General features: G+C 59.6%; 12 protein-coding genes. 4 read left to right on the top strand and 8 right to left on the bottom strand.

Going from position 1 to position 14,545, the window contains the following annotated elements; genetic code table 11:
• Positions 1–65 precede the first annotated feature (65 nt).
• The 4 genes from SOP97_RS00345 to SOP97_RS00330 all read right to left on the bottom strand — a co-directional run bounded on the left by SOP97_RS00345 (position 66) and on the right by SOP97_RS00330 (position 5,077).
• On the bottom strand, positions 66–1,229 hold the full coding sequence (locus tag SOP97_RS00345) for a dipeptidase (protein WP_322947588.1): 1,164 nt from the start codon (positions 1,227–1,229) through the stop codon (positions 66–68).
• A 132-nt stretch (positions 1,230–1,361) separates the two neighbouring features.
• Entirely contained in the window at positions 1,362–2,300 is a 939-nt protein-coding gene (locus tag SOP97_RS00340) for a GGDEF domain-containing protein (protein WP_322947586.1), read from the bottom strand.
• Positions 2,301–2,495: 195 nt separating this feature from the next.
• Positions 2,496–4,397 (bottom strand): acyl-CoA synthetase, encoded by a 1,902-nt coding sequence (locus tag SOP97_RS00335; protein WP_322947584.1) that lies wholly within the window; start codon positions 4,395–4,397, stop codon positions 2,496–2,498.
• Positions 4,398–4,417: 20 nt separating this feature from the next.
• Positions 4,418–5,077, bottom strand: coding sequence for an alpha/beta hydrolase (locus SOP97_RS00330; RefSeq protein ID WP_274088419.1), 660 nt, complete (start codon positions 5,075–5,077; stop codon positions 4,418–4,420).
• Between the two features lie 473 nt (positions 5,078–5,550).
• Between SOP97_RS00330 and SOP97_RS00325 the strand changes: the two genes are divergently transcribed.
• From SOP97_RS00325 to SOP97_RS00310, 4 genes are all read left to right on the top strand, one after another.
• Positions 5,551–6,579 (top strand): amino acid ABC transporter substrate-binding protein, encoded by a 1,029-nt coding sequence (locus SOP97_RS00325; RefSeq protein WP_274088418.1) that lies wholly within the window; start codon positions 5,551–5,553, stop codon positions 6,577–6,579.
• A gap of 100 nt (positions 6,580–6,679) precedes the next feature.
• Positions 6,680–7,864 carry an amino acid ABC transporter permease gene (locus SOP97_RS00320; RefSeq protein WP_322947581.1) on the top strand — a complete coding sequence of 395 codons (1,185 nt, stop codon included), beginning with the start codon at positions 6,680–6,682 and terminating at the stop codon, positions 7,862–7,864.
• A gap of 9 nt (positions 7,865–7,873) precedes the next feature.
• Entirely contained in the window at positions 7,874–8,971 is a 1,098-nt protein-coding gene (locus SOP97_RS00315; RefSeq protein ID WP_274088416.1) for an amino acid ABC transporter permease, read from the top strand.
• Positions 8,972–8,982: 11 nt separating this feature from the next.
• Complete coding sequence (locus SOP97_RS00310) at positions 8,983–9,744, top strand: amino acid ABC transporter ATP-binding protein (protein ID WP_274088415.1); 762 nt, start codon at positions 8,983–8,985, stop codon at positions 9,742–9,744.
• Positions 9,745–9,827: 83 nt separating this feature from the next.
• Here the strand turns inward: SOP97_RS00310 and SOP97_RS00305 are convergent, their stop codons facing one another.
• The 4 genes from SOP97_RS00305 to SOP97_RS00290 are packed head-to-tail and all read right to left on the bottom strand — an operon-like array spanning position 9,828 to position 14,476.
• Positions 9,828–10,232 carry an META domain-containing protein gene (locus SOP97_RS00305; RefSeq protein WP_274088414.1) on the bottom strand — a complete coding sequence of 135 codons (405 nt, stop codon included), beginning with the start codon at positions 10,230–10,232 and terminating at the stop codon, positions 9,828–9,830.
• Complete coding sequence (locus tag SOP97_RS00300) at positions 10,229–10,669, bottom strand: hypothetical protein (protein WP_274088413.1); 441 nt, start codon at positions 10,667–10,669, stop codon at positions 10,229–10,231. The genes SOP97_RS00305 and SOP97_RS00300 overlap by 4 nt, the downstream gene beginning before the upstream one ends.
• 28 nt (positions 10,670–10,697) lie before the next feature.
• Positions 10,698–11,690: a 2-hydroxyacid dehydrogenase gene (locus SOP97_RS00295; protein WP_322947575.1), complete on the bottom strand. Its 993-nt coding sequence runs from the start codon at positions 11,688–11,690 to the stop codon at positions 10,698–10,700.
• A gap of 35 nt (positions 11,691–11,725) precedes the next feature.
• Positions 11,726–14,476, bottom strand: a complete 2,751-nt coding sequence (locus SOP97_RS00290; RefSeq protein ID WP_322947573.1) for an ATP-binding protein — start codon at positions 14,474–14,476, stop codon at positions 11,726–11,728.
• Positions 14,477–14,545 lie beyond the last annotated feature (69 nt).

The following is a 14,545-nucleotide window of genomic DNA, read 5'->3' as shown; positions in this document are numbered from 1 at the left end:
ATGCAAGAAGCCGGCGCGGCGAAGTGCCGCGCCAGATCGCATCTTTTAGCAGGCCATTAGAGATTTCAGTTGGCTGGCAGACTGCTGAGTAGCAAGCGCTGTACATTGCCGCCCATGATGGCGGCAATCTCGGTATGGCTGAAGCCAGCCTTAAGCAGGCCTTCGGTTAATTGCGGCAAGCCGGTAACGTCGAAGGGCGCATGGATGGTGCCATTGAAGTCCGACCCCAGCGCCACATGCTCGACGCCAATCGTGTCGACGGTATAGCGAATGGCGTTAACGATGGCTTCGACCGAGGTGGCGCAGACAGCCGCATCCCAGTAACCGATGCCGATTACTCCGCCGGTGGCGGCGATGGCCTTCAGGTGTTTGTCGCTCAGGTTGCGGGTGCCTTTGCAGGTGCCTTCGACGCCTGTGTGCGAGACCAGCACTGGGCGCGTCGCCATGCCGAGTACGTCATCGATGAGTGGGCGAGAGGCGTGGGCCAGGTCGATCAGCATGGCCTTCGCTTCCAGGCGCTTTATCACTTGGCGGCCCAGCGGCGTAAGGCCGCCTTTTTCTAGGCCATGGGCGGAGCCGCCGACTTCGTTATCGAAAAAGTGAGTGAGGCCCGCGATACGAAAGCCGGCTTCATAGAGTACATCGACGTTCTCCAGCTGACCTTCGATCGGCTGTAATCCTTCGGTGGCGAGGATGGCCGCCACGCGTTGCGGGTCTTGTTGCCAGGCGCTGATAAAACTAGCCAAGTCGTTGCGGTTCTTGATCAGTACCAGGCGGCCATCGCTGTGGAGGCTGGCTTGGTTGAGCTTGTGCGCCTGGTAGAGTGCCCGTTGCAGCAGGCTGTTCCAGGTTTCCCGAGGCCAGCGTTGGGCCATGGCCAGCAGGGTGATGTTGTCGCTGTCAGCACTGTTGCGCTCGTAATTGAGGCCGCGGGGCGTTTTGGTGACGGTGGAGAACACCTGTAAACCGACGTGGCCTTCAAGCATGCGTGGCAGGTCGGAGTGGCCAAAGTCATAGCGTTTGAGCAGATCGCGCTCCCAGAGCAAGGCATCGTCGTGCAGGTCGGCGATAAACAACTGTTTATGCAGTTGCTTGGCCGGTTCGCTGGCGGGGTAAGGCGCTGGGGACTCGACGCTGTTCATCTTGCGGTCAAGCAAGGATGGCAGGGCCAACACGCTGGCAGCAGCGATCAGTATAAGAACCAAGATAATAAGCATGGTTTTGCGCATAGTCAGGAGCCATCCGGCGTTGTTGTTATGCGCAGCACTTTAGCAAGCATGGCGAGTAAGTGTGATGGATGGCGACCGCGCCGCTGTGGGAGCTAAAAGCCTGGCACAGTCGACGCGATGATGCTCGTAGGATTAGCCGCAGAGGCAGTCGCGACCTTGCTGCTTGGCCTGATACAGCGCGCTGTCGGCGCGGGATATAAGGCCTTGTAGGCTATCATTTGGCTGCATCTGCGCCAGGCCAATAGACACTGTCACACCTGGCAGCACGCCAATCGGCGAGTGGAAGGAACTGATCTGGTGCAGGGCTATACGCATCCGCTCACCAATGCTGCGGGCCTCTTCAGCACTGACTTCCGGCAGCAGAATGAGGAATTCTTCACCGCCGAAGCGGGTCAGGCTGTCCATGGGGCGTAATTGGTTGCGCAGGGTATTGGTTAGTAGGCACAGCGCATAATCACCGGCCAGATGACCGTGCTGGTCGTTGTAGGCTTTGAAGTGATCAACATCCAGCATCAGGATGCACAGGGGCTTGCGGTTGAAGGCGCAGCGGGTGCTTTCGCGCTCGAAGATGTGTTCCAGCCAGCGCCGGTTATAGGCACCGGTCAGGGCATCGATATTGGCGGTTTGTTCACTGTCGAGAATGATCCGGTTGCCTTGGCGCACGCGCTCGCAGAGTAATTCCAACAGGTTTTGCATGAGCGTGGGCGATTGCTGGAATAAGTTGAACAGCGATTCACGGTGCAGGCGCAGCACGCAGCAGGGCTCGGTTGCGACGACAAAGGCCGACGGGTGTTCGTTGTCGATAAAGCTGATTTCCCCCGCACAGTCGCCAACGACCAGGGTGCTGACAGCCTGGCTATCGAGTGAACCCAGGTAGACCTTGAGTTGGCCTTTGAGCAGCAGGTAGAGGTATTGGTTGCGATGGGCGGGCGAGAGCAGCACATCACCCGCTTCCAGGTCGCAGGCCCGGAAGTCTTTGAGTAGAAGGTCGATGCTGCTGGCAGCAACGTTATTGAACAAACGCAGACGGCGCAGCTGTTGCAGGTCGGCCTGCCAATGGGCGTGTTTCATCTGGCCAACAAGTGCAACGGTGTGTTCGGTGGACGGGGCATCGCTAACGCTCCCTGCTTTTAGGACGATTACCAAGTACGACCATATTCCGCCGCCTGTGAGCTGACAATCCTTGTCGTGCCCTGGTGCGACCAGTGGTACTGAAGTTGAATGGTCGGTCACAACTTCAGCGCAATCCTGGCGCTGACCTATTGCTTAGTCGGCCGGATGCAGCTCTATGGCCACTGCAAATCCGGCCAGACGCTGAGTGATGGCCGCTGCCAGAGTGGCGTGCCCGGCGGGCAGGTGGATGTGGGCGACTTGACCGCGTTTGTCATCGCTGAGGACTTCAACGCGCAAGCGCTGATCCAGCTCCAGCAATGCCGCCTGGTAGACGCGCGCAATGGCGTCGAAGCGCAGCGCCGGCTTGAAGGTTTTACCCACGGCGGTCAGCGGAATGCTCTCGATGATCCAGGCGTCCTTGGGGATCGCCGCGCGTTCCGGGATGTGCAGGGCGGCATGCGCTAGCAGCTCGGCTTCGTTGGCGTGCGAGCCGGGCTTGAGCTGCACATACACCACGGGCAGCTCGCCGGCCTTTTCGTCAGGCTTGCCGACCGCCGCTGCCATGGCCACGGCAGGGTGCTTGTGCAGCGCTTCTTCGATCATCTGCGGGTCGATGTTGTGGCCGCCGCGGATGATCAGGTCCTTGCTGCGGCCGGTCAGCCAGATGTAGCCATCAGCATCTATTCGGCCCAGGTCGCCCGTATTGAACCAGTTACCGTCGACCCAGATGCCGGCATTCTTGCTGCTTTGCAGGTAACCGTTGAACACCGTCGCGCCACGGATGCACAGGTTGCCAATTTCATTGGGCGCGGCGTCCCTTAAATAGACGCCTTGTTCATCGAGCACCTTGATCGTCACGTCGCAATATGGCATCGGCAGGCCAATGGAGCCTGGGCGGCGCTCGCCGATGGGTGGGTTGGCACAGCTACCGCAAGTGCCCTCGGTTAGGCCGTAGCCTTCAATCAGGGTCAGCCCGGTTTTGCTCTCGAATTGGCGTATGAGTTCCACCGGCATCGGTGCGGCACCGCACAGGGCATATTTCAGCGAGCTGAGGTCATGGCCTTCGCTCGGCACCTGGAGAAGGCCGGCATAAATAGTCGGAACACCGCTGAAGAAACTAACCTCGTGGCGTTCGATGATTTTCCAGAAATTGCTGATTAACGCGGGGTTGCGATACCCCTGCGGCGTGGCCAGCAGCACCTCGGCGCCGCCGATAAAGGCGGTTAGGCCGGTGACAATCACCCCATTAACGTGGAACAGCGGCAGGCCACAGAGCGTGACATCTCCGGGCGCGAAGCGGGTTACCAGGTTCATGCTGTACGCCATGGCGACTTCGTTGCCGTGGCTATGCGGGGCCAGTTTCGGTGTGCCCGTGGTGCCGCCGGTATGGAAGTAGCTGGCAATGTCATCCGGCGCAATGACGCGGCCACTTTCCAGGTGGTCATCCGGGCAGCTGGCGATCAGCTCATCGAAATCCAGTACCCCGTCGGGCAAAGGCCCGCGCTGCGCCTTGACGGCGCTGCGTTGCGGCTCGGGCAGCAAGTTGGCCATGTCCACGCAGATAATCGCCTTGAGCGCTGGCAGCTGCTCGCGCAGACCTGCAACTTTGGCCCACAGGTCGGTACCCGGGAAGGGGGCGAGGGTGACCAGTAATTCTGAGTCGGAGGCCTGGATCAGCTCGGCGATATGCTCCGGGTCGAGCAGTGGGTTGATCGCGTTAACAATCCCGGCGGCCTCGCCACCCCAGATGGTGAAGTGGGTCTGCGGCAGGTTGGGCAGCAGAAACGACACGGCCTTACCTGGGCGCAGGCCCAGGCGATGAAAGGCGTTAGCGGTCTGGGTGATCTTGCCCAGCAATTGCCCGTAGGTGAGGCGGTAAGCCACCTCATCAGCCGTGCCCTGGAGGATAAAAGACAGGGCCGGTGCATCCATCTGCCGTGCTGCGCTGCGGCGGATCAGCTCGTAGGTGCTGGTCGGCAGGTCGCGCTCGGCCAGTGGGGTTTGCTCGATCTGGCGGATGTCGCGCAAGGTCTTGATCGCAGGGATGTCCGGCATAGGCGTTCTCACTCTTAGGCTCAATTGCCTAAGCGTTGCTCCAGCCAATCAGCAATATCGCGGATTTCCTCGTTCACCACTTCGTGGCCCATCGGGTAATCGCGCCATTGCACGCTGACGCCGGAGGCGCTCAGGTAGTCATGGGCTGCGCGGCCCATGGCCGGCAGTACGATGTCGTCGAATGTGCCATGCAAACACAGGACCGGCAGTTGTCTTTTTGTATCTGCGAGGCTGATCTCGTCGCTAAAGGTTGGCGCGTAGGTCGATAGCGCAATAACTCCGCCTAAGGCGAATTGCCAGCGCAAGAAGGCGGTGTGCAGGACCACTGCGCCCCCCTGGGAGAAGCCGGCGAGGACGATGCGCGCCGGGTCAATGCCACTGTCGCGTTGCGCCTCAATCAACTCGATAACCTGTTGGGCTGACGCTTCCAGCTGCTCGCGATTGATCGCACGGGCTGGGCTCATGGCCAGGATGTCGTACCAACTGGGCATGGCGTAGCCACCATTAATCGTCACCGACTGCGTTGGCGCTTGCGGCAGAACGAAGCGGGTAGTGTGCAGGCGCTGTTGCAAGGCTTCGGCGACAGGCATGAAGTCGTAACGGTCGGCACCGAGGCCGTGCAACCAAATGACGCACGCGTCTGCGGCAAGTGTGGGCTGAAGAATCAAGGGTTCGGTCATCTGAAGCTCCGCTGTGGTGCGATCGCACTGATTTAGTGCGAAGTGAAAAATAGGAGGTGGTGATTATGGAAAGAAGATGTCGCCAGGGTGAAAGTTTTGCTCTTGTACTGCCTGTTTGGGGCTTGGTCGGCGAGGCTGGTACGGCCCTTGCTATAAACCCTAGAGGCTGATGCTGCTGCCTGGTCGTGGTAACAGTGCCGCCCAACGGGGTGCGGAAACCGAGTCGCCCTAAGGGGCTTCATGGGTTCACTAGGCGCTGCAGGCTGTGCGACATGTCACTTGCTACCTGTCTCTTGCTCATTCAAACAATGAGCCGGTAAGAGTTTATGGCCGCTGGAGCAATCGGCAACTAGACTCAAGCCATGGTTTTACCCCCGGTTGAGTGTGTTGCTGCCGACACAGTCAACGAGCCCCACAAGGGTACGGTGGAAGAACCGAGACTCCAAACACAACAAAAGCAACTGGAGGTTTTAATGAAGATGGTGAAATCCACATTGGCAGTACTGACCACCGCCGCGGTTCTCGGCGTTAGCAGTTTTGCTCAAGCTGGCGCTACTTTGGACGCAATCCAGAAGAAAGGTTTTGTTCAGTGCGGCATCAGTGATGGTCTGCCTGGTTTCTCCTACGCCGACGAGAAAGGCAATTACATGGGCCTCGACGTCGATGTATGCCGCGCAGTCGCTGCTGCAGTATTCGGTGATGCGACCAAGGTCAAGTACAGCCCACTGACCGCCAAAGAGCGCTTCACCGCGTTGCAGTCTGGCGAAGTCGATATTCTTTCACGTAACACCACCTGGACCAGCTCCCGCGATTCCGGCCTGGGTCTGAACTTTGCCGGCGTTAACTACTACGACGGTCAAGGCTTCCTGGTTAACAAAAAACTGGGTGTTTCCAGCGCCAAGGAACTTGACGGTGCAACTGTCTGCATCCAGGCCGGTACCACCACCGAGCTGAACCTCTCCGACTACTTCCGCGCCAATGGCCTGAAGTACACCCCCATCACTTACGACACCTCCGACGAGAGCGCTAAATCGGTTGAAGCCGGCCGTTGCGACGTACTGACCTCCGACCAGTCGCAGCTGTATGCGCAGCGCATCAAATTGGCTGATCCGGACTCCTACGTGGTGCTGCCGGAAGTGATCTCGAAAGAGCCGCTGGGCCCGGTTGTACGCCAGGGTGATGAAGAGTGGTTCGACATCGTGCGCTGGTCGCTGTACGCGATGGTCAACGCTGAAGAGCTGGGCATCACCTCGGCTAACGTTGAAGAGCAAGCCAAATCCACCAAAAACCCTGACGTAGCACGTCTGCTCGGTGCTGAAGGTGAGTTTGGTAAAGACCTGAAATTGCCGAAGGACTGGGCCGTACAGATCGTCAAGCAAGTCGGTAACTACGGCGAAAGCTTCGAGCGTAACGTCGGTGTTGGCAGCCAGCTGAAAATCGAACGTGGCCTCAACGCCCTGTGGAACAAGGGTGGTCTGCAGTACGCACCGCCGGTGCGCTGACCGTCTGTTGCCGGCCACTCGCCCTGAGTGGCCGGCATTGTTCTGATTGATGTGAACCCTTTGCCCGCCGATGCGGGCATAGGGTTCCAAGAGGGCTCCTATGCAAACCACTGCAAATGCCCCGCGCCCTGGTGGATCGGTCTGGACCGACCCCAAGGCCCGCGCTTGGCTATTTCAAATTATTGCCGTTATCGCCGTTGTGGCGCTCGGCTGGTTCCTGTTTGACAACACCCAGACCAACCTTGAGAAACGCGGGATCACCTCTGGTTTTTCCTTTCTCAATAACAGTGCCGGCTTCGGTATTGCCCAACACCTGATCGACTACGACGAAAGCAACTCCTATGGGCGTGTTTTCGTGGTGGGCCTTCTCAACACCTTGTTGGTGTCGGTGATTGGTATTGTCCTGGCGACGCTGTTGGGTTTCCTATTGGGTGTGGCGCGTCTGTCGCCGAACTGGTTGATCAGCAAGCTGGCAACCGTGTACATCGAGATCTTCCGTAACATCCCGCCGCTGCTGCAAATCTTCTTCTGGTACTTCGCCGTGATGCTCGCCCTACCGGGGCCGCGGCAAAGCATGGGCGTGGGTGAGACGTTTTTCCTCAACAGCCGTGGCTTGTATATGCCGGCGCCAAGCCCTGCAGACAACTTCGGTCTGTTTGCGGGTGCGGTGATTATCGCGATCATCGGTGTGGTGCTGTTGTCGCGTTGGTCGAAGGCGCGTTTTGAGGCCACCGGCAAGCTGTTTCCGGTGTCGCTGGGGGTGATTCCACTGTTGATCGGCTTGCCAGGGCTGGCCATCCTGCTGGGCGGTAACCCGCTGCAGTGGAGTGTGCCGGAGCTGAGCGGTTTCAACTTCCGTGGTGGCTGGGTGCTGATCCCAGAACTGATGGCGCTGACCCTGGCGTTGACCATCTACACCGCTGCCTTTATCGCCGAGAACGTACGTTCCGGGATCATGGCGGTCAGCCACGGGCAAACTGAAGCCGCCCGCTCCCTGGGCCTGCCTGCCGGCAAGACCTTGCGTCTGGTGATCATTCCGCAGGCGCTGCGCGTGATCATTCCGCCGCTCACCAGCCAGTACCTGAACCTGGCGAAGAACTCCTCGCTGGCCGCCGGTATCGGTTATCCGGACATGGTCTCGCTGTTTGCCGGAACGGTACTCAACCAGACCGGTCAGGCTATTGAGGTGATTGCCATCACCATGAGCGTGTACCTGGCAATCAGTATCAGCATTTCCATGCTGATGAACTGGTACAACAAGCGCATTGCGCTGATCGAGCGGTAAGGAGCAGCCATGCAAACCCATACCTTCAAACCTGATCTACCGCCACCCGCGCTCAGCGTTGGTGTGGTCGGTTGGCTGCGCGCCAACCTGTTTTCCAGCTGGTTCAATACGCTGCTGACGCTGTTCGCGGTTTATCTGGTCTGGTTGATTATTCCGCCGCTGATTCAGTGGGCCTTGATCGATGCTGACTGGACCGGTACTACCCGCGCCGATTGCACCAGCGGCGGTGCCTGCTGGGTGTTTGTGCAGCAGCGCTTCGGCCAGTTTATGTACGGCTTTTACCCGACCGAACTGCGCTGGCGCGTTGACCTGACCCTGTGGTTGGCGGTGATTGGTGCCGCACCGCTGTTCATTCCACAAATGCCACGCAAAGCCATCTACGGCCTGGTTTTCCTGGTGGTCTATCCGCTGCTGGCTTATTGGTTGCTGCACGGCGGCTTTTTCGGCCTGTCGACGGTGTCGACCAGCCGCTGGGGTGGCTTGATGTTGACCCTGGTGATTGCCGCTGTGGGTATTGCCGGTGCCTTGCCGCTGGGCATCGTGCTGGCGCTGGGGCGACGTTCGGATATGCCGGCCATCCGGGTTATCTGCGTAACCTTTATCGAGTTTTGGCGCGGCGTACCGTTGATTACCGTGCTGTTTATGTCTTCGGTGATGCTGCCGCTGTTCCTGCCTGAGGGCTTGAGCTTCGACAAGCTGATGAGGGCATTGATCGGGGTGATTCTGTTCCAGTCGGCCTACATCGCCGAAGTGGTGCGCGGTGGTCTGCAGGCGATTCCCAAGGGCCAATACGAGGCCGCTGCGGCCATGGGCCTGGGCTACTGGCGGATGATGGGCCTGGTGATTCTGCCGCAAGCCTTGAAGCTGGTGATCCCTGGCATCGTTAACACCTTTATTGCGCTGTTCAAGGACACCAGCCTGGTGATCATCATCGGTCTGTTCGATTTGCTCAACAGCATCAAGCAAGCCACCACCGATCCGGCTTGGCTGGGCATGGCCACTGAAGGCTATGTGTTTGCAGCGCTAATTTTCTGGATTTTCTGTTTTGGTATGTCCCGCTACTCCCAACACCTGGAGCGCAAGCTGGACACCGGCCATAAGCGTTAGGAGACCTTTCAATGCCTGAAGCAATTAAACAAACCAGCGCTGAGCCGATGATCCTCATGGAGGGTGTACACAAGTGGTACGGCCAGTTCCATGTGCTTAAGGACATCAACCTGAGCGTGCAGCAGGGCGAGCGCATCGTCCTGTGTGGCCCGTCCGGTTCTGGCAAATCGACCGCGATTCGCTGCCTCAATCGTTTGGAAGAGCATCAGCAGGGTCGCATCATCATCGATGGCACAGAGTTGACTCACGACCTCAAGCACATCGAAGCGGTGCGCCGTGAAGTGGGCATGGTGTTCCAGCACTTCAACCTGTTCCCGCACCTAACCGTGCTGCAGAACTGCACCCTGGCACCTATGTGGGTGCGCAAGATGCCCAAGCGCGAAGCTGAAGAAGTGGCCATGCACTACCTGGAGCGCGTGCGCATTCCGGAGCAGGCGCACAAGTACCCAGGGCAACTCTCCGGTGGTCAGCAGCAGCGCGTGGCGATTGCCCGTGCACTGTGCATGAAACCGAAGATCATGTTGTTCGACGAGCCGACCTCTGCCCTTGATCCAGAAATGGTTAAAGAAGTCCTCGACACCATGGTCGGCCTGGCAGAAGACGGCATGACCATGCTCTGTGTCACCCACGAAATGGGCTTTGCCCGCACCGTGGCGAACCGCGTGATATTCCTCGACAAAGGCGAGATCGTTGAACAAAACGAGCCCAACGCCTTCTTCACCAACCCGCAGAACGAGCGCACCAAGCTGTTCCTCAGCCAGATCATCCACTGAGTTTTAGCCGCAACGAAAAAGGGAGCCCTAGGGCTCCCTTTTTATGGCCTGCCATGGATGGCAGCGACCCTTCGGGTGTGTGCTTAGTTACTTTCCGGCCAGAGGCGCAGTGGCTTGCCTTGTGCGGGCCAGAGACGCAGCTGCTCAGTGGGCGAGAAGTCCCAGCGCTGCACCGTGCTCAGGCTCTCGAGAAAGCGCGCTTCCTGCTCCATCAGGGCCGGCGCGCACATTTTGCGCGTGCTGCCGGCAGCACTGAAGCTGAGCTTATCGCCTTGTAGCGTGTAGCCAGCAAACCAGTGGTTGCAGCCGGCGTTACCGTAGGCGCGTCCATCATCACCCAGGGTGATGGTTAAGTGGCTGTTGTCGATCAGCGGGCGTTCGCCGATCCATTCCACTTGGTAGGTCTGTTCGGTTTCCAGTTGCGGCGCGGATGTGGCGCAGCCTGCAAGGCTTGCAGCCAGTAGGCTAATGGCTAGTGTGCGGTTCATGAAGCCTCCTTGTTGATGCACTTCGGACATAGGTGCTTGGCGTTCTTCGACAGCCAACCGAGCTCTTTGATCCGTGCTTCGGCGGCGGGCGCCTGGGCTTTTTTGCCGAGCGTGGCATCGACCGCGAACTCGAAATCCAGTTGTGCATTGCAGCTGTCGCAATTGACCTGCCAATTGAAGATGGCCAGCTCGCCGAAAGCCGGGCCGGTGGCCACGGCCACCCACTGGCCGCGTGGGTTGATCAGGTGGCGAACCTTGTCAGCGTGCAGGCGCATGGACAGCTCGCGGCTGCCTTTGAGGGTGACCAGCAGGGTGTCGCCGCTCTGGATCGAGCCGCCATTGCCGGTGACCTGATAGCGGCCGGGTGCCAGTGCGCGGCATTCGATCAGGGTGTGCTCGGGGTTGAGCAAGTTGTAGCGAAAATCGTGTTCAGCCATGGATCCTCCAAATGTATGCGCGATGCTATCACGCGGCAGGAAGTAGCTGATTGATTGGCGCTCCGCTCAGCCAGGCGGCGATATTGTCGCGGGTGGTGCCGGCAATCGCCGCCAACGCTTCGTGGGTGAGAAAAGCCTGATGCGCGGTAATCAGCACATTGGGGAAACTCAGCAGGCGCGCCAATACATCATCCTGCAGCGGTTGCTGCGAGTGATCCTCAAAGAACAGCTCGGCCTCTTCTTCATAGACATCCAGGCCCAGATAGCCCAGTTGCCCGCTTTTCAGCGCGCCAATCAAGGCTGGTGTATCGATCAAGGCCCCGCGCCCGGTATTGATCAACATGGCGCCAGGCTTCATTTGTTGTAAGCGCGCGGCGTCGATCAGGTGGTGAGTGGCGGTGTTGAGCGGGCAGTGCAGGCTGATGATGTCGCTGTCTTCGAGCAGTTGCTCCAATTCGACTTGCCGCGCGCCAGCGGGTAGGTCGGCAATCGGGTACGGGTCATGGATCAATAGGGAGCAGCCGAAGCCGGCCATGATCCGCGCAAAGCTCAGGCCTATTTGCCCAGCGCCGATGATGCCAACGTGTTTGCCATGCAAGTCGAAGCCGGTTAGCCCGTGCAGGGAGAAGTCACCTTCGCGGGTACGGTTGAAGGCGCGGTGTGTGCGGCGGTTGAGGGTCATGATCAATGCCAGCGCATGCTCGGCAACGGCATGCGGTGAGTAGGCAGGCACCCGTACCACGGCGAGGCCGAGGGCGTGTGCGGCGTGTAGGTCAACATGGTTGTAGCCGGCCGAGCGCAGGGCAATTAGCCGGGTGCCGCCTGCCGCGAGTTGCTGCAATACCTCAGCACTGAGGTCGTCATTGATAAAGGCGCACACCACCTCGTAACCGGCGGCCAGACCAGCGCTGTCCTGACGCAGATGGGCTTCCTGAAAGCTCAATTGCCAGTCGGCAGGGAATCCCGCGGCGTCAAAGCTCTGTTGGTCATAGGGCTTGCTGCTAAACAGAATGATGCGCATGGAGTTCCTCGGCTTGTGGATTGGATCTGCCTGATTCAGGCGCTGAGCTGTGAATGCTGAGCCAGCCGGTCGATGGCGGCCTCCAGTTGATCCAGCGCTTGTTGGGCGGCTGGATCGTTCTGTTTCAGTAGTGTTTCACTGCGTTGGCAGGCGGCGCGCAGTTGCGGCACGCCGCAATAGCGAGTGGCCCCGTGCAGGCGGTGTACGCGCTCAATCAAACTGTTGCGTTCGCCGCTGTCGCGGGCTTGGCGAATGGCTTGGCGATCACCCGGCAACCCTGCCAGCAGCATGCTCAGCATGTCGGCGGCCAGATCTGCTTTACCAGCAGCCAGGCGCAGGCCTTCTTCGGCATCCAGTACGCTGAGGTTGTTATGTGTCGCACTGATTTCGCTGTGCTCGCTGCTCTGGCTGCGCAGGGCCAGGCCGGTCCATTTGAGCACCACCTGGGCTAATTGGCGTTCACTGATGGGTTTGGTCAGGTAGTCATCTAGCCCGCTTTGCAGCAGGGCACGCTTTTCGTTGGCCAGGGCGTGGGCGGTCAGCGCGACAATCACGACCGGGGGCTGGCCGCGCTCGTTTTCTTGCAGGCGAATTGCTTCGGTGGCCTGGCGGCCGTCCATGCCGGGCATTTGTACGTCCATAAAAATCAGGTCGAAGGTCTGTTCAGCGGCTTTTTCCACGGCTTCATAGCCGCTGTTGGCGATGCTGACCTGCGCGCCCATATCGTCCAGCAGGGTTTGCACCAGCAGCAGGTTCGCTGGGTTGTCGTCGACGCAGAGAATCAGTGGCGGTCGACTGGGCGCAGTATGTTTGTAGTCAGTACGGTTCTGCCTCGGGCTAATCAGCTCGGTCAGGCCGCGTTGCAGCTTGCGTGTGCAGGCGGGTTTAGCTTGCAGCTGGCTGTACGCATCCGGCAAAAAGCTGTGGTAGAGCGACTGCTCAGTGGTCGGGCAGAGCAGCAAGGTTTTGCAGGCCAGTCGCTCAAGCTCCCAGATACGCTGGTCAAGGCGCTCTGGCGGCAGGGTCTGAGTACTGACGCCGAGCACCGCCAACTCAATCGGTTGAGCGCTATGTCGGGCTTCGGCCACCGCGCTGAGCAAGCTGTCGAGGCTGTCAAAACTACTGACCTGCAGGCCACAGTCTTCCAGCTGATGCTGCAGGGCCTGGCGGGCCAGGTCGTGGCTTTCCAGTGCGGCCACGCGGTGCCCGAGCAGCGGTGGACGAGGCTGGTCTTCGGCATCATCACGGGCCATGGGCAGGCTTAGGGTGATCCAGAATTCGGAGCCTTCCTCGGGGGTGCTGTCGACACCGATCTCACCGCCCATTTGCTCGATTAGACGTTTGGAAATCACCAGGCCCAAGCCTGTGCCACCGGCCTGGCGACTGAGTGAATTGTCGGCCTGGCTGAACGCCTGGAACAATTCACGCAAGTCGTCATCGGAGAGGCCGATGCCGGTGTCCTGCACGCTGATGCGCAGCTGGGCACGGTCGGCGCTTTCGTCTTCGAGCATGGCGCGGATCACAATGCTGCCGGCGCGGGTGAATTTGATCGCGTTGCTCACCAGGTTGGTCAGCACCTGCTTGAGCCGCAGCGGGTCGCCGATTAGCGACAGCGGCGTGTCGCGATAGACCAGGCTGAGCAACTCCAGCTGCTTGGCGTGGGCGGCGGGGGCGAGAATGGTCAGGCTTTCCTGGAGCAGATCACGCAGGTTGAACGGGATATTTTCCAGGACCAGCTTGCCGGCCTCGATTTTAGAGAAATCGAGGATCTCGTTGATGATTGCCAGCAGGCTGTCGGCGGATTTTTCGATGGTGCCCAGGTAGTCCTGCTGGCGCGGGGTCAGCTCGCTTTTTTGCAGCAGGTTGGTGAAGCCGAGGATGCCGTTAAGCGGTGTGCGGATTTCATGGCTCATGTTGGCCAGGAATTCAGATTTGATCCGGCTGGCCTCCAGGGCCTCTTTGCGCGCTAAGTCCAATTCGATGTTCTGAATTTCGATGGTTTCCAGGTTCTGCCGCACATCCTCGGTGGCCTGGTCGACACTGTGTTGCAGTTCTTCCTGGGCGTTCTGCAGGGATTCGGCCATGCGGTTGATGCCCGACGCCAGCTCGTCCAGTTCATGGCTGCCGAGTGGCGGCAAACGGGTTTCCAGGCGGCCGTCCTTGAGCTGGGCGACGCCGTGTTTGATCCGCCGCAGTGGTTCGTTGATGGTGTGGCTCATGCGCACGGCAAGCAGGGCGGTGACCATCAGGCCGGCGGCAATCAACAGCAGGCTGGCGAGCAGGCTGCGGTAGCCGATGATCAGGGTGCTGTGATGCGAGAGTTCCAGCTCGACCCAGCCGAGCAACTGGGTGCCAAGGTTGCTGGCGGCCTTGCCAGTCAGGCTCAGGTGCTGCTCATACACCGGCAGAAGAAAGCGTGTCGCGTTCTGGTTGCTGTTTTGTGCAAGTTGTTGCTTACCCGTCGCTGGCGAGGGGTTGAGCATGCGCGGTCCCGCATGGGCGAGGGCGTTACGATCGGCGCTGAGGAAGCTTACGGCGCGCACGTCAGGCTGTTCGAGTGCCTGGCTGGCGATGCGCTGCAGCAGCTCGGCGTCGCCGCTTTGCAGGGCGGGGGCGGCGAGGGGCGCGAGTTGCTCGATGATCATCTGCCCGCGCTGCAGCAACTGCTCCTGCAAACCGGACAACTGCATCCAGGTGAAATAGCCGCCGAGCACCAGTGCCAACAGGCTGGTGGGCAGTAGGGTGAGCATGAGCACCCGGCCTTTGATGCCTAAATCCGTTATCACGCGCTGCCTCCTGTACTGACGTCGCGGCAGTTTAGCGGTTGCGCCCGCTCTCATGGCAAATGCTGTCGT

The sequence above is a fragment of the Pseudomonas spirodelae genome (assembly GCF_034653255.1).
Lineage (GTDB): Bacteria > Pseudomonadota > Gammaproteobacteria > Pseudomonadales > Pseudomonadaceae > Aquipseudomonas > Aquipseudomonas spirodelae.
The sequence above is the reverse complement of the archived record's forward strand: the minus strand, read 5'-3'. Positions and strand labels throughout refer to the sequence as shown.

Bases quoted from the DNA above. Each gene is read 5' to 3' on its own strand.
- SOP97_RS00345 (WP_322947588.1), bottom strand. From the start codon at position 1,229: ATGCGCAAAACCATGCTTATTATCTTGGTTCTTATACTGATCGCTGCT.
- SOP97_RS00340 (WP_322947586.1), bottom strand. From the start codon at position 2,300: ATGAAACACGCCCATTGGCAGGCCGACCTGCAACAGCTGCGCCGTCTG.
- SOP97_RS00335 (WP_322947584.1), bottom strand. From the start codon at position 4,397: ATGCCGGACATCCCTGCGATCAAGACCTTGCGCGACATCCGCCAGATC.
- SOP97_RS00330 (WP_274088419.1), bottom strand. From the start codon at position 5,077: ATGACCGAACCCTTGATTCTTCAGCCCACACTTGCCGCAGACGCGTGC.
- SOP97_RS00325 (WP_274088418.1), top strand. From the start codon at position 5,551: ATGAAGATGGTGAAATCCACATTGGCAGTACTGACCACCGCCGCGGTT.
- SOP97_RS00320 (WP_322947581.1), top strand. From the start codon at position 6,680: ATGCAAACCACTGCAAATGCCCCGCGCCCTGGTGGATCGGTCTGGACC.
- SOP97_RS00315 (WP_274088416.1), top strand. From the start codon at position 7,874: ATGCAAACCCATACCTTCAAACCTGATCTACCGCCACCCGCGCTCAGC.
- SOP97_RS00310 (WP_274088415.1), top strand. From the start codon at position 8,983: ATGCCTGAAGCAATTAAACAAACCAGCGCTGAGCCGATGATCCTCATG.
- SOP97_RS00305 (WP_274088414.1), bottom strand. From the start codon at position 10,232: ATGAACCGCACACTAGCCATTAGCCTACTGGCTGCAAGCCTTGCAGGC.
- SOP97_RS00300 (WP_274088413.1), bottom strand. From the start codon at position 10,669: ATGGCTGAACACGATTTTCGCTACAACTTGCTCAACCCCGAGCACACC.
- SOP97_RS00295 (WP_322947575.1), bottom strand. From the start codon at position 11,690: ATGCGCATCATTCTGTTTAGCAGCAAGCCCTATGACCAACAGAGCTTT.